This window comes from Kitasatospora sp. NPDC088160, assembly GCF_044741445.1.
Lineage (GTDB): Bacteria > Actinomycetota > Actinomycetes > Streptomycetales > Streptomycetaceae > Kitasatospora.
The window spans coordinates 36,270-52,661 of record NZ_JBIUSS010000017.1 but is presented as its reverse complement, the minus strand read 5'-3'; the positions used below and the strand labels follow the sequence as shown (position 1 = coordinate 52,661).

19 protein-coding genes are annotated in these 16,392 nt (G+C 75.2%); 9 read left to right on the top strand and 10 right to left on the bottom strand.

Going from position 1 to position 16,392, the window contains the following annotated elements; all coding sequences use genetic code 11:
• The first annotated feature begins 13 nt into the window (after nt 1-13).
• Both ACIOGZ_RS25570 and ACIOGZ_RS25565 read left to right on the top strand, forming a co-directional pair.
• Nucleotides 14-538, top strand: coding sequence for a SigE family RNA polymerase sigma factor (locus ACIOGZ_RS25570; protein WP_363585614.1), 525 nt, complete (start codon nt 14-16; stop codon nt 536-538).
• Nucleotides 525-1,388, top strand: a complete 864-nt coding sequence (locus tag ACIOGZ_RS25565) for a hypothetical protein (RefSeq protein ID WP_400810151.1) — start codon at nt 525-527, stop codon at nt 1,386-1,388. The genes ACIOGZ_RS25570 and ACIOGZ_RS25565 overlap by 14 nt, the downstream gene beginning before the upstream one ends.
• A 359-nt stretch (nt 1,389-1,747) precedes the next feature.
• Here the strand turns inward: ACIOGZ_RS25565 and ACIOGZ_RS25560 are convergent, their stop codons facing one another.
• Nucleotides 1,748-2,848, bottom strand: coding sequence for a chemotaxis protein (locus ACIOGZ_RS25560; protein ID WP_400329230.1), 1,101 nt, complete (start codon nt 2,846-2,848; stop codon nt 1,748-1,750).
• Between the two features lie 310 nt (nt 2,849-3,158).
• On the opposite strand from ACIOGZ_RS25560, the gene ACIOGZ_RS25555 reads away from it, so the two are divergent.
• Nucleotides 3,159-3,395 (top strand): hypothetical protein, encoded by a 237-nt coding sequence (locus tag ACIOGZ_RS25555; protein ID WP_363585617.1) that lies wholly within the window; start codon nt 3,159-3,161, stop codon nt 3,393-3,395.
• A gap of 49 nt (nt 3,396-3,444) precedes the next feature.
• On the opposite strand, the gene ACIOGZ_RS25550 is transcribed toward ACIOGZ_RS25555, so the two are convergent.
• The 3 genes from ACIOGZ_RS25550 to ACIOGZ_RS25540 all read right to left on the bottom strand — a co-directional run bounded on the left by ACIOGZ_RS25550 (nt 3,445) and on the right by ACIOGZ_RS25540 (nt 6,762).
• A complete protein-coding gene (locus tag ACIOGZ_RS25550; protein WP_400987456.1) occupies nt 3,445-4,971 on the bottom strand; it encodes a sigma-70 family RNA polymerase sigma factor in 1,527 nt (508 codons plus the stop codon).
• 118 nt (nt 4,972-5,089) lie between these two features.
• Nucleotides 5,090-6,118, bottom strand: a complete 1,029-nt coding sequence (locus ACIOGZ_RS25545; RefSeq protein WP_400987454.1) for a CAP domain-containing protein — start codon at nt 6,116-6,118, stop codon at nt 5,090-5,092.
• 176 nt (nt 6,119-6,294) lie between these two features.
• Nucleotides 6,295-6,762: a GNAT family N-acetyltransferase gene (locus tag ACIOGZ_RS25540; protein ID WP_363587321.1), complete on the bottom strand. Its 468-nt coding sequence runs from the start codon at nt 6,760-6,762 to the stop codon at nt 6,295-6,297.
• 218 nt (nt 6,763-6,980) lie between these two features.
• On the opposite strand from ACIOGZ_RS25540, the gene ACIOGZ_RS25535 reads away from it, so the two are divergent.
• The 5 genes from ACIOGZ_RS25535 to ACIOGZ_RS25515 all read left to right on the top strand — a co-directional run bounded on the left by ACIOGZ_RS25535 (nt 6,981) and on the right by ACIOGZ_RS25515 (nt 11,119).
• On the top strand, nt 6,981-8,522 hold the full coding sequence (locus ACIOGZ_RS25535; protein WP_400987451.1) for an ATP-dependent DNA ligase: 1,542 nt from the start codon (nt 6,981-6,983) through the stop codon (nt 8,520-8,522).
• Nucleotides 8,523-8,717: 195 nt separating this feature from the next.
• A complete protein-coding gene (locus tag ACIOGZ_RS25530; RefSeq protein ID WP_363587319.1) occupies nt 8,718-8,936 on the top strand; it encodes a ferredoxin in 219 nt (72 codons plus the stop codon).
• 145 nt (nt 8,937-9,081) lie between these two features.
• Complete coding sequence (locus ACIOGZ_RS25525) at nt 9,082-10,296, top strand: cytochrome P450 (protein WP_400810145.1); 1,215 nt, start codon at nt 9,082-9,084, stop codon at nt 10,294-10,296.
• A gap of 216 nt (nt 10,297-10,512) precedes the next feature.
• Nucleotides 10,513-10,677, top strand: a complete 165-nt coding sequence (locus ACIOGZ_RS25520) for a hypothetical protein (RefSeq protein WP_159398310.1) — start codon at nt 10,513-10,515, stop codon at nt 10,675-10,677.
• A gap of 100 nt (nt 10,678-10,777) precedes the next feature.
• Nucleotides 10,778-11,119: a hypothetical protein gene (locus tag ACIOGZ_RS25515; protein WP_363587318.1), complete on the top strand. Its 342-nt coding sequence runs from the start codon at nt 10,778-10,780 to the stop codon at nt 11,117-11,119.
• A 4-nt stretch (nt 11,120-11,123) separates the two neighbouring features.
• On the opposite strand, the gene ACIOGZ_RS25510 is transcribed toward ACIOGZ_RS25515, so the two are convergent.
• The 4 genes from ACIOGZ_RS25510 to ACIOGZ_RS25495 form a co-directional block, all read right to left on the bottom strand.
• Entirely contained in the window at nt 11,124-11,945 is an 822-nt protein-coding gene (locus ACIOGZ_RS25510) for a hypothetical protein (RefSeq protein ID WP_400987449.1), read from the bottom strand.
• Between the two features lie 102 nt (nt 11,946-12,047).
• Entirely contained in the window at nt 12,048-12,332 is a 285-nt protein-coding gene (locus ACIOGZ_RS25505; protein WP_063346074.1) for a DUF427 domain-containing protein, read from the bottom strand.
• A gap of 95 nt (nt 12,333-12,427) precedes the next feature.
• A complete protein-coding gene (locus ACIOGZ_RS25500) occupies nt 12,428-12,664 on the bottom strand; it encodes a DUF6296 family protein (RefSeq protein WP_350886018.1) in 237 nt (78 codons plus the stop codon).
• An 82-nt stretch (nt 12,665-12,746) separates the two neighbouring features.
• Nucleotides 12,747-12,983, bottom strand: coding sequence for a DUF2277 domain-containing protein (locus ACIOGZ_RS25495; RefSeq protein WP_350886016.1), 237 nt, complete (start codon nt 12,981-12,983; stop codon nt 12,747-12,749).
• Between the two features lie 156 nt (nt 12,984-13,139).
• On the opposite strand from ACIOGZ_RS25495, the gene ACIOGZ_RS25490 reads away from it, so the two are divergent.
• On the top strand, nt 13,140-14,369 hold the full coding sequence (locus tag ACIOGZ_RS25490) for an MFS transporter (protein WP_400987447.1): 1,230 nt from the start codon (nt 13,140-13,142) through the stop codon (nt 14,367-14,369).
• Here ACIOGZ_RS25490 and ACIOGZ_RS25485 read toward each other — a convergent pair.
• Entirely contained in the window at nt 14,366-14,926 is a 561-nt protein-coding gene (locus ACIOGZ_RS25485; protein ID WP_363587315.1) for a gamma carbonic anhydrase family protein, read from the bottom strand. The genes ACIOGZ_RS25490 and ACIOGZ_RS25485 overlap by 4 nt on opposite strands.
• 73 nt (nt 14,927-14,999) lie before the next feature.
• Nucleotides 15,000-16,202, bottom strand: coding sequence for a serine hydrolase domain-containing protein (locus ACIOGZ_RS25480; protein WP_363587314.1), 1,203 nt, complete (start codon nt 16,200-16,202; stop codon nt 15,000-15,002).
• Nucleotides 16,203-16,392 lie beyond the last annotated feature (190 nt).

Here is a 16,392-nt window from a genome sequence, read left to right as displayed (position 1 = left end):
CGGGGACGGCGGGATGAGGGATGGCACACCGGACTTCGAGGAGTTCGTCTCCGCCTGCGGCCCGAAGATGCTGCGGGTGGCCTGGCTGTTGACCGGCGACCCGCACCAGGCGGAGGATCTGCTGCAGACCGCGCTCGCCAAGATCTGGCCCAAATGGGACCGGATCTCCATCGACCGGCCCGAGGCCTACCTGCGGAAGGTGCTGGTCAACTGCAACGTCTCCTGGTGGCGCCGCCGCTGGACCGGCGAACTGCCGCACGGCGAACTGCCGGAGCCGCCGCCGGCGAGCGCGGACCCGTACGAAGGGGTGGTGCTCGGAGAGGTGGTCGCCCAGGCCGTCCGTGCCCTGCCGCCGCGCCAACGGGCCGTGGTGGTGCTGCGCTTCTTCGAGGACCTCAGCGTCGAGGAGACCGCCGAGGTCCTGGGCTGCAGCACCGGCACGGTCAAGAGCCAGACGCACCGCGCGCTCGCCGCGCTGCGCGGCCGACTGCCGGCCCGGGAACTGCTGCTGGCGGGGGGACCCCGTGATCGGTACTGACCTGCTGGACCCGGACGACCCGAGGCCGGACGGCGGTGAGGGCGAGGAGCTGCGGATCCTGCTCCACCAGGCCGTACCGGAGCTCGCCACGCCCGAGGACCGGATGGAACGGGTACGCGCCCGCGCCATCGGCACCCGGCGCCGACGGCGGGCCGCCGGGCTCGGGGCCGGACTGACCGCCGGGCTGGTCGCCGCGGCGCTGGCCGCCGCGCCCGCGATCGCGCCCACGCCGGAGCGCGGGGTGGGCGCGGGACTGGGGACGGCTGCGGGACCGGGGGTGACCGGACCGGCCGAAACGGTGCCGGGCGGGGTACCGCCCACTCCGACGATCGGCCCCAGCGCGACACCGACCATGGTGCCGACGCCCGGATCGCAGGTCCGCTTCTCGTCGTACCCGAACCTGGCGCTCGACCTGCCGAGCGGCTGGTACAGCCAGAGCACCTTCAACGGCGACCCCCGGAACGGCATCGGCTACCTGGCCACCGGGCCGATCAGCCCCGCGTCCCCCTGCCGGACGGCGGGCATCGCCTGCCCGTCCGACACGCTGCTGCCCGTCGGCGGCGCCCTCCTCACCCTCCGGCTGGTGGACCAACCGGACCTGGTCGGGAAGTTCACCACCTCATTGGCCGTCACCTCCGACGTCACGCTCGACAAGGAATGCCTCACGCTCGGCGGCACCCGCGAGCTCATCGGCCATCGGGCCGTCGCCCGGACCGGCACGCTGGTGCTGATCCAGCTGACGGCCTGCCTGCGGGAGCCGTCGCACGTGACGATCCAGCAGGTGCAGCAGGTGCTGGACTCGATCCGGACCTCCGAGGGGAGCACTCCCTCCTCGACCACGACCCGCTGAGGACCGTCCGGGCCGACCTGGCCGACCTGGGTTCAGTGTCAGTGGCTCCTGCTAGCGTCCCGAGCACGATCAGAGAACGGGGGTCCTCTCATGGGTGGCGAGCGGCGACGGGTAGGTGCCGGGGCTGCGACCGGTGGACGGCGCGGTGGTACGGCGCGGGCGGCGGGGCGGCCCTGCGCGGTGCGGACGCCCGGCCGATCACCGGCGGGCTGATACCCGGGGTCGGGTCGGTCTCCTCGGGTGCCGCCGGGCGGGCGTTCCACCGGTCCTGACGCGGCCGTGACACGGCGGTGCGGGCCCGGTGCCGTGCCGGGCCCGCACCGAGCGGGTCAGTACCGGGCGGGTCAGTACCGGGCGGGTCAGTACCGCAGGACGGCCGCGATGTGGCCGCGGGCGTCGAGTTCGCCGGTGGGGACGAACTGCACCTTGGCGCCGGTGTCGAGGGCGCGCTCCACGATCTCGTCGACCATGTCCTCGCGGACGTCGGGCTCACCGGCCGCCGCCGGGACGAGGTGGTTGTCGGTCACCCGGACGGGCTGCCAGTAGTCCTCCTCCACCGCGACCAGCGCGGCGCGGCCCTCGGCGACGGTCTGCCAGACCTCGTCGATGCCGGCGGCCAGGCCCTTCACGCCCTGGGCCTGGTCGAGGCGCTCGTGCAACTCGGTGACGGCCTTGCTGCCCTGCTCGGCGACCGTGGACCGGACGGCCTCGGCCACCGCGGCGGCGGCGGCGTGGCCGAGGCCGCCGTGCGAGACCTGGGCGGTGGCCCGCTTGGCAGCGGTGCCGACCTCGTCGAGCAGGGAGATCGCGGCGGCCTCGCCGAGCACGTACAGCGGGCGGTTGTCGGCCTCCAGCACGGCGGCCAGCGCGGTGTCGGCCGAACGCAGGAAGCGGCGGGTCTCCTCGTCGCGGAAGGTGCTCGGTACGTCCCCGATCCGCTCCTGGCGCTCGACGTCCCAGTCCGGCCGGACCTGGTCGAGCGGGAAGGCGGCACCCGTGTGCTCGGCCAGGTGCGCCCCGCTGCCGCTGAACAGGGCGACCCGGTCGGCGGCGACGGTCAGCACCCAGTAGGGCGCACCGGCGGTGTAGGCGGAGACCAGGTTGCGGGTCAGGAAGGTTTCGGACAGCACGACCCGGGAGGGCACCGGGCGCGGCAGGGACCACACCTGGTGCTCACCGGGGGCGGCGTAGATCACCAGGCCGTCCTCGGCGTGCACGAGGTCGACCTCGGTGAGCGCGCGGTCCAGCTGCTCGACGACGTCCAGCCGGTCGGCCCGGCTGACCGCCTCGTCGGCGTGCAGCCGGTTCTTCGCCTCGGCGACGAGGTTGCGCAGGCGGACCGGGTCCTGGGTGTTGTCGGGCTCGCTGCGGTGGGTGGGCAGCAGAACGGAGACGGCCGGGTAGCGCCGGGGGCGGCGCAGCTCGGCGAGGACGGCTGGCGTGAGCTCGGCTGCGTGCATCGGGTGCCCTTCGTGTCGCGGTGGGGGGTCCTGGTCGATGAGACCGACGTCGATGAGACCGAAAGTGTGGTGATTCAACCGATTTGCCGGAATCATTCCCGACCCCTCCCCATCCCACCGCCCTCCCACGCCTCCCGCCACCGGAAAAGGCCCGGGGCCCGACAGCCCGTCCGGGGCCCGCGGCGCCAGCGTTCGGCCGACCGGCCGTCACCGGGCTGCGGCTGTGCCGCGGCCCCGGCCGCGCGGCCACGGACGAGGGAATCCGCCGCCGTCCTCGTAACCCGCCCGGCGGATCGTCGTTGGACCCGCCATGAAGAAGCGCAGCATGCTCGCCGTCGCCTCGCTCGCCGTGGGTTTCGTGGCCTCGCTCACCGCACCGAGTGCGCACGCCAGTGCCGTCGGGGGGCAGGACGGACTGTCCGGATCGCTGACCAGCGCGCCGGACGCGTTGCCGGGGCAGGTCGGGGACGCGGGCGGTGTGGTCGGGGAGGCGACCGGGTACGTGACGGGCTCGGCCGACGGACTGGTCGGGGTCACCCCCGCCTAGCTCGCAGCAGCGCGACAACGTGTCGGTACGACGGTGCTGCGGTGCGGTGTCAGGGCAGCGGGGCGCCGAGGTCCTGGGTCCAGTAGGCGCCGGCGGGGCCGGTGGCCAGACCGACGCCGACGTCCTTGAAGCCGCAGTCCAGCATGTTGGTCTGGTGGATGCCGCCGTCCATCCAGTGGGCGACCACCGTGGCGGGGGACGTCGGACCCCGGTCGAGGTTCTCGCCCCACTGGGACCAGCGGTAGCCGACGGCCGTCAGCCGGGCGTCGGTGCGGACGCCGTCCGGGTTGACGTGGTCGAAGAAGCCACGGGCGACCATGTCGTCGGCGTGCTTCTGGGCGGCCCCGTGCAGCCGGGGGTCGATCCGCAGGGGGGCGCAGCCCACCTTGCCGCGTTCGGCGTTGACGAGGTCGACGAGTTGGCGCTCCGGGCTGGGCGGCGGCGGGGCCACCGACCGGGTGGCGGTGGGTGACGGCGTGGCCGTCGGTGTCTCGCTGGGGGTCGGCGTGGGCGTGGGCGTGGCCGACAGGGTGACCGGGGCGGCGGCCGGGGTCGCGGGGGGCACCGGGGCTGCGGGAGCGGCGGCCGGGGTGGTGGGTTCGGGGGTCGCCTCCCTCGGGGTGTCGGCGGGGTGCGACCAGACCAGGGCGAGGGTGGTGACGGTCACCACCGCCACCGCACCGCTCGCCAGAACGGCCTTGCGCGCGGCGGTCCCGGCCCAGCCCGCGTGGGTGCTCGCGGCGGTCGGGGCGGTGGTGGCGACGGTGGCTGCGGTGTGCTGGAAGTGCAGCAGCGCGGGCGAGCCGAGCGGGATCGGCACCAGGGCGAGGCCGGCCAGCAGTCCTTCGGCGGGGAAGAGGTCGCGGCCGAGGCGGTCGCAGGTGGCGCAGCCGCGGATGTGGCGGGCGATGCGCTTGCGCCACACGGAGTTGGGGGTGCCGTCGAAACCGGTGGTGACGTCGGCGAGTTCGGGGCAGCGGGGGTAGGCGCCGAGGGCGCGGACGACGATCCGGCCGGCTTCGAGCTGCTTCTTCATCCGCTGCACGCGGACGGCGGTGTGCTGCGGGGTCAGGTCGAGGGCTTCGGCCAGTTCGGCGCGGGTGAGTTCGCCGCTGGCCTCCAGCCACCAGAGGGCGAGGAGTTCGCGGTCGTCGGGGTCGAGCCAGCGGGTGGCCTCGGCGACTTCCCGGCGCTGGCCGGAGAGGCCGAGGCGCAGGACGGTGAGGTCGGTGAAGTCGGCCCTGGGGTCGGCGAGTTCCCAGGTCTCGTCGAGGCCCCCGACGGTGGGCTGCTGCTGGCCGGCGGCGTGGCGACGACGGATCTGGTTCATCGTGATGGCGACCAGCCAGGAGCGGAAGGACTCCGGCTCGCGCAGCCCGTCCAGGCCGTCCAGGGCGCGGATCATGGTCTCCTGGGCGACGTCGTCGACGTCGGCGTGACCGTCCAGGGCGCGCCCGGCGACGTTGTAGACGAGCGGCAGCCAGGCGGCGACCAGCGCCTCCTGGGCCTGCCGGTCGCCCGCCTGGGCCGCGCGTACCAGGGTGGTCCCGGTCCTGTTCTGCACGTCAGCGTTCATGGTCCGCACTCCGTCTTGCCGTGTTCCGTTCGCCGCTGCCTCCTCGGAGACCTGTGGTGAGTGATCAGATAACAACAATTTGCGCGGAATCGGAAAACGGACCCTGCCGGAGGGCCGGTCAGGCCGGGGCGGCGAAGACCTGGGTCCACCAGGGGCCGCCGGAACCGGTCCGCACACCGACCCCGAGCTGCTTGAACGCGCAGTTCAGGATGTTCGCACGGTGACCGGGGCTGTTCATCCAGGAATCCATCACCGCGGCCGGGTCCTTCTGGCCGCGGGCGATGTTCTCGCCCCAGGTGCTCCAGCGGTAGCCGGTCACCTCGATGCGGTGGTCGGCGTGGTCGCCGTCGGGGCTGGCGTGGTCGAAGTAGTTGCGGTCCGCCATGTCGTCGCTGTGCGACTGGGCGGCGCCGGCCAGCCGGGGCTCGGCGCTGACCGGGCCGCAGCCGGCCTTGGCGCGTTCGACGTTGACCAGGTCGACGACCTGCTGGGCGGAGGAGGGAACGGCGCCGCCGCCGACCGGGGTGGGCGCCGAGGCGCTCGTGGGGGCGGGGGCGCCGGTGCGCTGCGCGGCGGCCGGGGTGCCGGCGGGCTTGGCGGGAGCGGGAGCGGTCACGGGCGTGCTCGGGCTCGGCCTCCCGGTGGCCGTCCGGGTCGGCGTCGCGGTCGCCGGGGCCGTCGGGGACGCCGGAGCGGCGGGGGTGGTCGCGGCGGCACTGGTCGGGGCCGGTGCCACGTCGGTGGCGGCCGGGGTGACCGGCGGCGCGGCGACGTCGGGGCCCGCTCCCCCGGCGCCGGGGACCTGGATGCCGTCGTGGGTGCCGGCCTCGGCTGCTATCAGGGCGGCGTCCGCCGCCAGCGCCTGGCCGGTGGCGTCCCGGTCGGCCTGCTTGCCGCCGTAGGCCGCGTAGCCGGCGCCGACCAGGGCGGCGAGCAGTCCAGTGCCGGCCACGGCGGCGGCGACGGCGGCGACCGGGCCGACCGGACCGCGCCGTCGGGCCCGGCGGCCCCGGTCTCCGGGGCGTTCCGTGTGCCGCTGGGCGGCCCGGCGCGCGGCGCGGCCGCCGGGTCGGCCGGAGGCTCCGCTCCGTGCACCGCTCTCGGCACCGTTCGCCGGGAGGATGGTCGTCCTGTCGTCGCTGTTCACGTGCCCACGCTTTCTGTCCAGGTCGGCGGGTCGGGTGCCGACACCTGGGAGACCACCCGGCGACGCGCCGATAACAGAAAGTCCGAACGAATGTCCGGTGGCAGGGTCGCGGGTCCGGCCGCGGCCGGACCCGGGGCCCGCTCCCGAGGCACGCCCTCAGGCCGCCCGGACGCGGGTCACGGGGCGTCCGGGGCCATGTCGTAGGTGACGAACATGGTCCGGGTGGCGACCTGGTCGTACTTGCTGCGGGCGCGGTGGTTGTCGTCGGCGGTGATCCAGCGGACGGTGTTCCAGCCGCGCTCGGCGGCGATCGCCCGCAGCCGGGCCAGCAGCTGGTCCACCGCGCCGCCGCCACGCACCTCGGACGCGACGAACAGGTCGTCGAGGAAGCCTCCGACCGCGCCGTGCAGGGGGCGGGCGAACGGGCGGTAGTGGGCGAGTCCGACCGGCGTGCCGTCGCCGTCGCGGACCAGCAGGCCCTCCAGTTCGTGGTCCGGGTCGTGGAGCCAGGACCAGACCAGTTCGGCCTTCTCCTCCGGCATCGGCAGCCGGTAGAACGCGCAGTAGCCGCGGAAGAGTTCGCGCCAGACGGGGTAGTCGGCGCGCTCCGGCGCGCCGACGCTCCAGCGGGTCGTGGTGGTCAACTCGGTCTCCCTTGATCGGGCGGGCGGGCCCCGGGGTCGCCGGGCCGCGGTGTGGCGCCAGCATGACGGGCCGTCGGCTCCGCGCCGAGCTCCACCACGGCCAAGACCGGCCGCCCGCGCACTCCACTCCGGCGCGGTACGGGCGCACCGCCCGCCGTGCGGTGGCCGGTCGGGTGGCCGATCCTGGACGCCCGGCCACGCACCACCCGAGGAGCGCCATGCGGCTGCGGCACCTGGCCCAGACGTCCCGCGCCGTCGCCGCCGAGCCCGGACGGCGGGCCAAGACGGCGCTGCTCGCGGACTGCCTGCGCGCACTGGGCCCGGCCGAGGCCCCGGCGGCCGTGGGCCTGCTGTCGGGCGAGTCGCAGCGGCTGCGCACCGGCGTCGGCCCGGCGGGCCTGCGCGACCTGCCGCCGCCCGCCGCCGAGGCCTCGCTCGGCGTCCGGGAGACCGAACGGGAGCTGGAGCGGATCGCCGGGGTGCACGGGCCCGGCGCGCAGGCCGAGCGGCGGCGGCTGCTGGCCGGGCTGTTCGCCCGGGCGACCGAGGTCGAGCAGGCGTTCCTGCGGGCGGTGCTGGTCGGCGAGCTGCGCCAGGGCGCGCTGGACGCGCTGGTCGGCGACGCCGTCGCCCAGGCGGCCGGGGTGCCCGCGGCGGCGGTGCGCCGGGCGCTGATGTTCCGCGGCTCCGCCCGGGCGGTCGCGGAGGCGGCGCTGACCGGCGGGGCGCCCGCGCTGGCCGCGTTCCGGCTGGAGGTGGGCCGGGCGGTGCGGCCGATGCTGGCCGCCTCCGCGCCCGACGTGGCGTCGGCGCTGGAGCGCACCGGCCCGGCCGCCCTGGAGTGGAAGCTGGACGGCGTCCGGGTGCAGGTGCACCGGGACGGCGCGGAGGTCGCGGTGTTCACCCGCGGCCTGGACGACATCACCGCGCGCGTCCCCGAGGTGGCCGAGGCGGCGCTCGCGCTGCCGCTGCGCTCGGCGGTGCTGGACGGCGAGGCGATCGCGCTCGGGCCCGACGGGCGACCGCGCCCGTTCCAGGAGACCGCCGCGCGCACCGCCTCCCGGCGGGATCCGGAGCGGCTGCGCGCCGAAGTCCCGCTCAGCGCCTTCTTCTTCGACCTGCTGCACCGGGACGGCGAGGACCTGGTGGACCGCCCCGGCCGGGAGCGGTGGGCGGCGCTGGACGAGGCGGTGCCGGAGGGCCTGCGGGTGCCCCGCACCGAGACCGGGGACGGTGAGCGGGCACTGGCGTTCTTCCGCGAGACCCTGGCCCGCGGTCACGAGGGCGTCCTGGTCAAGGACCCGGCGGCCGGGTACGCGGCCGGGCGGCGCGGCGCCGGCTGGATCAAGGTGAAGCCCCGGCACTCCCTGGACCTGGTGGTGCTGGCCGCCGAGTGGGGCAGCGGCCGGCGGCGCGGCCTCCTCAGCAATCTGCACCTGGGCGCCCGGGCGGCGGGCGAGCCCGGGCTGGGCCCGTGGGTGATGCTCGGCAAGACCTTCAAGGGCCTCACCGACGAGACGCTCGCCTGGCAGACCGCCGAACTCCTCGCCCGCGAGAGCGGGCGGGACGACTGGACGGTGCGGGTCCGGCCGGAACTGGTCGTCGAGATCGCCTTCGACGGTCTCCAGCGCAGCCCCCGCTACCCGGCGGGGCTGGCCCTGCGGTTCGCCCGGGTAGTGCGCTACCGGCCGGACAAGGGTGCGGCCGAGGCCGACACCGTCGCCACCGTCCGGGAGATTGCCGCCGCAGAGGGGCTGTGAGCCGTCCTTTGGCGGAGTAACGTCAATTTCAAACCCCCTTTGCGGCGGCGCTGGACCGGCTCCGACCCGAATCGGCCATTCTGGACGATCCCCGCATCGCCCCTCCGTGGACGCAAGGGTGGCGGTTAGGTTGGCAATGACAACGAGAGGCGGCCGCCGGACGCCCGGCGCCGCACTGGCGAGAGGTGCTCGACCATGAAGGTGAGCGTCGACCGGGACCGCTGCTGCAGCTCCGGGATGTGCGTCCTGAACGCTCCGGAGATCTTCGACCAGGACGAGCAGGACAGTCTGGTGGTCCTCCGTCAGACCGAGTTCAAGCCCCCGCAGTTCGCCGTGCTGAGGCTCGCCGCCGAGCTCTGCCCGGGCGGCGCGATCACCGTCACCGAGGAGGACTCCGCCGAGGACGCCGGCTGACGCCCCCGCCGGCTCCCGACGGTCCCCCGCCCGCGCCGACCCCGGCCACCGTGACGACCGCCGCTCCCGGCCGTCGTCGCGCGAACCGTCGGCCCCGGCGCCACCCCACCCACCCGAGGACATTGCGACGCAAGGAGACCCCACCTTGACGAGCACACCCACCGCCCGGACCTTTCCGATGCCCGCCCCGCGCGACGCCGGCTGTCCGTTCAGCCCGCCGCCCGCCTACACCGAGGCCGCCGCGACGGCACCCATCACCCGCGCCGCCCTGCCCGACGGCGAGTCCTGCTGGCTGGCCACCGGCTACGCCGAGGTCCGCACCATCCTGTCCGACCGCCGGTTCAGCGCGGACGCCCGCCACCAGGGGTTCCCGCTGCTGGTGCCCGGCCGCCGGGAAGCCCTCCTCGCCAACCCGAGCTTCCTGCGGCTCGACGACCCCGAGCACGCCCGGCAGCGCCGGATGGTCACCGGCGACTTCCTGGTCAAGCGGGTCGAGGCGATGCGCCCCGGCATCCAGCAGATCGTCGACGAGGCGCTCGACCGGATGACCGACGGCCGGACCGAGGCCGATCTGGTCGCCGACTTCGCGCTGCCCGTCCCCTCGCTGGTGATCTGCCTGCTGCTCGGCGTCCCGTACGAGGACCGGGACCGCTTCCAGGGCCTCAGCCGGACCCTGCTCAACAAGCACAGCTCGGCCGAGGAGGTCCAGGCCGCCTCGGACGAACTGCGCGAGTACCTCGGCGGCCTGGCCGCCCGCAAGCGGGAGGAGCCGGGCGACGACATCCTCAGCCGGCTCGCCGTCCGGGACGACCTCACGCCGGGCGAGGTCGCCACGACCGGCATCCTGCTGCTGATAGCCGGGCACGAGACGACCGCGAACATGATCTCGCTCTCCACCGCCCTGCTCCTCGACCAGCCCGAGCAGATCGCCAGGCTGGCCGACCCGGCCGCGCTGCCCGGCGCCGTCGAGGAACTGCTGCGCCACCTGACCATCGTGGACCACGGCCTGCCCCGGGTCGCGCTGGAGGACGTCGAGCTGGGCGGCACCGTGATCAGGGCCGGCGAGGGCGTGATCGCGCTGATCTCCACCGCCAACCAGGACGAGGAGATGTTCGGCGGCGCCGACCTGCGACCGGCCGACCAGCTCGACCTCGACCGGGACGCCCGGCGGCACATGGCCTTCGGCTTCGGCGTGCACCAGTGCCTCGGGCAGCCGCTCGCCCGCGCCGAGCTCCAGATCGCCCTGGCCACCCTGTTCCGGCGGCTGCCCGGCCTGCGGCCGGCGGCCACCGGGGAGGGGCGGAAGTTCCGCTCGGAGGCGTTCATCTACGGAATGCGGTCGCTGCCCGTCACCTGGTGACGGCCGTCGGACGGAGGGCGGGGCCGGCCGGCGACTAGGGCGTGTCCGACAATTCGCGTCGGATCAGCACGCGGCGGGAATTGTCAGACCCGCCCTAGCCCGTTCGGCTGGCCCCGGGGCCGGGGCGGGGGCAGGCTGGGGGGTGAGAGACAGACCCGGCCCTGCCGCACCCCGGCTCGGAGCGCGCCCGGACCGGCCGAGGAGACGGAGCCCGCCATGACCGACATGAGCGAACGGGCCGAGATGAGCACGGACCGTGACGAGGACGTCCGCGCCGCGGATCCCGAAGAGGGCATCACCTCGATGCAGAACCTGCACGCGCAGGACACCTCCCAGGCGGAGGGCGAGCCCACCCTGGAGGAGTCCGGTCCGGACCGCTGAACAGCTGTGAGCACCCGACCGCCCGGTGGGACCGGGCGGTCTTCGCGACCGCAGGTGTCGCTGCCCGGGCAGCGACTCACCGGCGGGGGAGGATAAGCGCATGACCGAACACGATCAAAACGGCAGGCAGGCCCGACCGCCCGTCGACCCGCGCACGTCGTGGGCGACCTGGACCACGCAGTCGATCATCAGCGGACCCGGCGGGGTCACCACCACCGAGATCGGCCCCATCTCCGGCGACCTCACCGTGCACACCACCTGGGTGGACGGCGAGGCCCGGCTCACCGTCCAGTACACCGGCGCATTGGACTGGTACACGGTGACCGGCAGCCCCGTCCCGGCGGCGGACGAGACCACCGCGCGGGCGATACACCAGGCGATGGTGAACGGCGTCAAGGCCGGCCGGGGCGCGGCCGCCCCGGCCCCGCCGGACAGGCCCTAGCTGTTCAGTCCCCCGGGACGACCTCGCCCCGCACCGCCGGCGCCGCGGCGGCCCAGTAGGCGCGGTCGACCGGGGGACGCGCACGCAGGTCCGCGCGGACCTCGGCGGCCAGCCGGCGGGTGTCGCGCCGGTTGACGGTGGCGCCGATGCCGGCGCCGACCAGCAGCGGGGTGAGCGACGGCAGGCGGCGCAGCGAGCTGCGGGTGAGCCGGCGGCTGACCTGCTGGCGCACCTCCGCCCCGAGCGCCAGGGCGGCGAACCCGGCCGGCCGGGACAGCAACCTCGCGTCGATCCCCCGGCGGTTGGCCCAGGCGCCCAGGTAGGCCCCGGCCCGCTGGGTGACACCGCCCGGCGCCCGGGCGCCGTAGACCTCGTGCAGTTCGGCGATCAGCTTGATCTCCAAGGCCGCGACGGCGAGCGTCTCCGCCGCGATCTCCACCGGCATCGCGGGCGGCACCGGCAGCATCGCCGCCGCGCCCACGCCGGCGCCGAGCGCGCCGGAGGCCCGGGCCGCGCCGGTGACCAGCAGGTCGGCCAGCGCCTCCGGGTCGGCCGCGCCGGGGTGCTGGGCGCGCAGCGTGGCGAGGTCGCGCACCGGGATCCGCGGCGCGGCCCGCACCAGTTGCTCGGTGAGGGCGCGGCCGCCGAACGCGGCACCCTTGGCGGCGACCCGGCCGCCCCGGCCGAGCAGGTGGGCCGCGTTCGCCACCAGGGCCCGGCCGCGGCCGCGGCCGGCCCGGTACTCGGCGATCCGCCACTCGCCCTCGGGCTGCTCGGCCTGCTCGACCAGTTCGGCGAGTTCGCCGGCCAAGCCGGCGTCGGGCACGGCGGCGGGGGTGGGGGCGGGCTCGGGGACAGGCCTGGAACGTCCGGGTTTACGGAAGACTGCCATAGATGTCCGGTACCCCCTCCGCTCCCGGGGTACGCCCTACCCGGTGATCTCGACCCCGCGCCAGAACGCCACCCGGCCGCGGATCTCCTCGGCCTCCGGCTTCGGGTCGGCGTAGTACCAGGCCGCGTCGGGGTTGGTCCGCCCGTCCACTTCCAACGTGTAGTAACCGGCGGTGCCCTTCCAGCCGCAGACGGTGGTGGTGTCGGACGGACGCAGGAATTCGGTCCGGACGGATTCGACCGGAAAGTAGTGGTTGCCCTCGACGACGACGGTCTCGTCGCTCTCGGCGACGACGGTGCCCTGCCAGCGCGCTGTGGTCATGCGGCCGATTCTGCCCCAGGGACGGACGGCACCCGGGGGGTTCGCGGAAATCGTCGGCGGATGCCGGACGGTCAGGGCAACAGCCGGGGCAACGGTCAGGGCAGCGGCTCGGCGTGGACCGGCAGGTGCGGGGACTGGTGGCCGCCGCTGGCGAGCATCCGGACCTCGCCGGCGTCGCTGATCTCGGCGCGGACGATGCCGCTGGCGTCCTCGTACACCGGGTGTCCGCCCGGGCCCGTCGCGCTGGTGCGGACGACCACGACGACGTCCTGCGGGGCCTGGGTGCCGGGGGTGCCGGGGAAGGTGAGCACGTAACGGTTCGCGGGGGTCATCTCCATCTCCTGTCCCGATTGTCCCGATCTCCTGGTCCCGATGCGTGGCCGCGGTCGGCGGACCCGCCGGACGGCGGTCGGCCTACGCGGTGGCCTCGGCGGCCCGGGCGGGCGCGCCGCGGACCTCCAGCTCGGTGAGCAGCCGGGCGGTGGCCTCGGCGACCGCGTCCACGGCCCGGTCGAAGGCCTCGCGGTTGTGCGCCGCCGGGGCGCGGAACCCGGACACCTTGCGGACGTACTGCAGCGCGGCGGCGCGGAAGTCGTCCTCGTCGGCGTCGAGCGTCACCGGCGGGCGCAACGTCTTGATGTTGCGGCACATGCACCCAGTCTCGCGCGTGGACGCCGTACTGGCGACCCCCTCCCGTCACACGCACCTCACGGCGGCGTCATCCGGCCGGATTAGGATGCCGGACGAACGAATCCCCCCGTCCCGCCGCGCCTCCCCGTCCGCGGGCGTCACCCCGGAGTCACCCCCTTGCCTCTCGCGCTGCTCGCGCTGGCCGTCACCGCGTTCGCCATCGGCACCACCGAATTCGCCGCCATGGGGCTGCTCCCCCAGGTCGCCGACGATCTGCACGTCTCCATCCCGCAGGCCGGCTGGCTGATCTCCGCGTACGCGCTGGGCGTGGTCATCGGCGCCCCGCTGCTCACCGCGCTCGCCTCCGGCCGGCCGCGCAAGGCCGTGCTGGTGGCGCTCGCCGGGCTGTTCGCCACCGGCAACCTGCTGTGCGCGCTGGCACCGGACTTCTGGACGCTGGCCGCCGCCCGGCTGATCACCGGACTGCCGCACGGCGCGTTCTTCGGGGCCGGCGCGGTGGCCGCGGCCGAACTGGTGGCCCCGGACCGCCGGGCCCGGGCGGTGGCCGTGATGTTCTCCGGCCTGACCATCGCCAACATCGTCGGCGTGCCGGCCGCCACACTGCTGGGGCAGCACCTGGGCTGGCGGGCGACCATGCTGGTGGTCGTCCTGATCGCCGCCGCCGGGACGCTCGCCATCGCCCGGCTGGTGCCGTCGCTGCCCTCCCCCGGGCAGGCCGGGCTGCGGCACGAGCTGCGGGCCTTCCGCGACGGGCAGCTGTGGCTGGCGCTGGCCACCGTGGTGTTCGGCTGCGGTGGCTTCTTCGCCTGCTACAGCTACATCGCGCCGCTGCTCACCGAGGTGTCCGGGTACGCCACCGGCTCGGTGACACTGGTGCTGGCGCTGTTCGGGGTGGGGATGACGATCGGCAACGTGATCGGCGGGTTCGCGGCCGACCGGGCGCTGCGCCCGACGGTCTGCGCCGCCTTCGTGCTGCTGGCCGCCACCCTGGCGCTGTTCGCGGTGACCGCGCACGCCCGCTGGTCGGCCGCCGTCACGGTGGTGCTGATCGGGCTGTTCGGCTTCGCGATCGTGCCGGCGGTGCAGACGCTGGTCCTGCAGAAGGCGCGCAGCGCGCCGACGCTGGCCTCGGCGACGGTGCAGGGCGCGTTCAACCTGGCCAACGCGCAGGGCGCCTACTTCGGCGGGCTGGCCCTGGACGCCGGGTTCGGCTGGACGGCGCCGACCCTGGTGGGCGCAGGCCTGGCCGCTTCGGGCGCGCTGATCGCGGTGCTCGCCTGGGCGGCCGACCGGCGCCGGCCCGTGCCCGCCGCACCGGAGCCTGCCGCGACGGTTCCGGCCGCGACGGCTCCGGCCGCGGCGGCTCCGGTCGGCGTCCAGCGTTAGGGCTGGGGCTGGATCTGGGCCCGGGGCTGCGCCAGGGGTTCGAGCTCGCGGTGGGCGGCGGCCAGCAGCAGGTAGCCCTCGCCGTTGGCCTTGATGCCGGCCTTCTCGTCCTCGGTCAGCTCGCGGCGGACCTTGGCCGGGACCCCGGCGACCAGCGAGCCGGGCGGCACCCGCATGCCCTGCGGCACCACCGCGCCCGCCGCGACCAGCGAACCGGCGCCGATCCGGGCGCCGTTGAGCACGGTGGCGTTCATCCCGACCAGGGCGTCGTCCTCGACCACGCAGCCGTGCAGCACCGCGTTGTGCCCGACCGAGATCCGCTCGCCGACCACCAGCGGGAAGCCGGGGTCGGCGTGCAGGGTGCAGTTGTCCTGGATGTTGCTGTCCCGGCCCACGGTGATGGACTCGGCGTCGCCGCGCAGCACCGCCCCGTACCAGACGCCCGCGCCAGGGCCGATCGTCACGTCCCCGACCACGACGGCGTTCGGTGCGAGGAAGGCGCCCGGGTCGACGGTGGGCACCTTGCCCCCGACTGCGGCGATCAGCGGCTCTGCCATGTCTCGTCCTCCTGGTGACGGTCGGCCGTTCCTGTCGCCGGACAGCGTAGGGGGCGGATCCGCAGCACCCGTCCTACCCCTGCCCGCCGCAGACGCCGGCGTTCACCGCCCGCTGCCAGGCGGCGAGGGCCGCGGCCGGATCCGGCGCGTCGTAGAAGGTCGTGCTGTTGGCGAACTGGCGCTTCCCGTCGAGCGAGCCGAGCATCATCGTGCTGTAGCCGGGGATCCCGCCGGCGTGGCCCCAGAACGCACCGCACGGGGTGTCCACCCGCTGGAGGCCGAGCCCGTAGGCCTGGCCCCCGCCGTGGGCGGTGGTCTTCTGCATCTCGGCGAGTTCGGCGGGGCGCAGCAGCCGGCCGCCGAGCAGGGCGCGGATGAACGTCGTCAGGTCCGCGGTGGTGGAGATGCCCGCGCCGGAGGGGCCGGCCATGGAGGGGTTGAGCGAGGTGACGTCGGCCGGGCCGCTGTCGAGCTTGAGGTAGGCGTGGGCGTGCGAGCCGGGGATGACCGGGGAGTAGAGCGGCATCGAGGTGCCCGTCAGGCCGAGCGGGCGGATGATCCGGCGTTCCACCTCCTCGTTCCAGCCGTGGCCGGTGAGGCGTTCGATGATCAGCGCGACCAGGGCGTAGTTGGTGTTGGAGTACTGCCAGTCCTGGCCGGGGCGGAAGGCGGGCGGGTACTTGTCGGCGATGTCCACCTGGTCCTGCGGGCTGTAGGACGTGTAGCGGCCGGTGTCGAGCCAGTTCTGGTCGTAGGAGTTGAAGGCCGGGTCCTGGGTGTAGTCGGCGACGCCGCTGGTGTGGTTGAGGAGTTCGCGGACGGTGATGTCCGCGCTGTTCGGCACCGCGCCGGGCAGCAGGCTCTCCAGGCGGTCGTCCAGTCCCAGTCGTCCCTCGCCGACGAGTTGGAGCAGCACGGTGGCCACGAAGGTCTTGGTGGTGCTGCCGATCCGGAAGCGGCCCGCGGGGTCGGCGGGGGTGTCCGCGCCGAGCCGGGCGACGCCGCCGGCGGCGCGGTGGACGAGCCGGCCGTTCTCGCGCACGGCGGCGAGGGAGGAGGTGGCGACGTTCTTCGCGGTCAGGTCGGCGAGGGCGGTGTCGAGGGCCGTCCAGTCGGCGCTGCGGTCGGTGGCACTCGCCGGGCGGGCCGCGTCCTGGGCGGCGGCGGCCGGGGCGAGCGCGGCGATCAGGCCCGCGCCCGCGAGGGCCGCGACGGCGGCGCGCAGGGCCGGCCCGCGTCGGCGGCGCCGGGTGGTGGCGGCTGGGTCGGTGGTCATGACGTCCTCCCTGTTCCGGCCGGCAGGGCTGTCAACCTCCGCCGCTGCCATGGTCTTTGACACCATGGCAGGGCGACTGCGGGGCGGTCGTCAGCCTCCGGGGCGGCGCGCCTGCTACCTGGGGAGGGGCGTGACCCTGACGGGTTCCCGGAGTCGCGCCCCCGAGACGGGTCGGGGGCGCGACGGGCCT

Excerpts from the sequence above, each read along its gene's own strand:
- ACIOGZ_RS25570 (WP_363585614.1), top strand. The coding sequence starts at position 14 with ATGAGGGATGGCACACCGGACTTCGAGGAGTTCGTCTCCGCCTGCGGC.
- ACIOGZ_RS25560 (WP_400329230.1), bottom strand. The coding sequence starts at position 2,848 with ATGCACGCAGCCGAGCTCACGCCAGCCGTCCTCGCCGAGCTGCGCCGC.
- ACIOGZ_RS25555 (WP_363585617.1), top strand. The coding sequence starts at position 3,159 with ATGAAGAAGCGCAGCATGCTCGCCGTCGCCTCGCTCGCCGTGGGTTTC.
- ACIOGZ_RS25550 (WP_400987456.1), bottom strand. The coding sequence starts at position 4,971 with ATGAACGCTGACGTGCAGAACAGGACCGGGACCACCCTGGTACGCGCG.
- ACIOGZ_RS25535 (WP_400987451.1), top strand. The coding sequence starts at position 6,981 with ATGCGGCTGCGGCACCTGGCCCAGACGTCCCGCGCCGTCGCCGCCGAG.
- ACIOGZ_RS25530 (WP_363587319.1), top strand. The coding sequence starts at position 8,718 with ATGAAGGTGAGCGTCGACCGGGACCGCTGCTGCAGCTCCGGGATGTGC.
- ACIOGZ_RS25520 (WP_159398310.1), top strand. The coding sequence starts at position 10,513 with ATGACCGACATGAGCGAACGGGCCGAGATGAGCACGGACCGTGACGAG.
- ACIOGZ_RS25515 (WP_363587318.1), top strand. The coding sequence starts at position 10,778 with ATGACCGAACACGATCAAAACGGCAGGCAGGCCCGACCGCCCGTCGAC.
- ACIOGZ_RS25505 (WP_063346074.1), bottom strand. The coding sequence starts at position 12,332 with ATGACCACAGCGCGCTGGCAGGGCACCGTCGTCGCCGAGAGCGACGAG.
- ACIOGZ_RS25500 (WP_350886018.1), bottom strand. The coding sequence starts at position 12,664 with ATGACCCCCGCGAACCGTTACGTGCTCACCTTCCCCGGCACCCCCGGC.
- ACIOGZ_RS25495 (WP_350886016.1), bottom strand. The coding sequence starts at position 12,983 with ATGTGCCGCAACATCAAGACGTTGCGCCCGCCGGTGACGCTCGACGCC.
- ACIOGZ_RS25485 (WP_363587315.1), bottom strand. The coding sequence starts at position 14,926 with ATGGCAGAGCCGCTGATCGCCGCAGTCGGGGGCAAGGTGCCCACCGTC.
- ACIOGZ_RS25480 (WP_363587314.1), bottom strand. The coding sequence starts at position 16,202 with ATGACCACCGACCCAGCCGCCACCACCCGGCGCCGCCGACGCGGGCCG.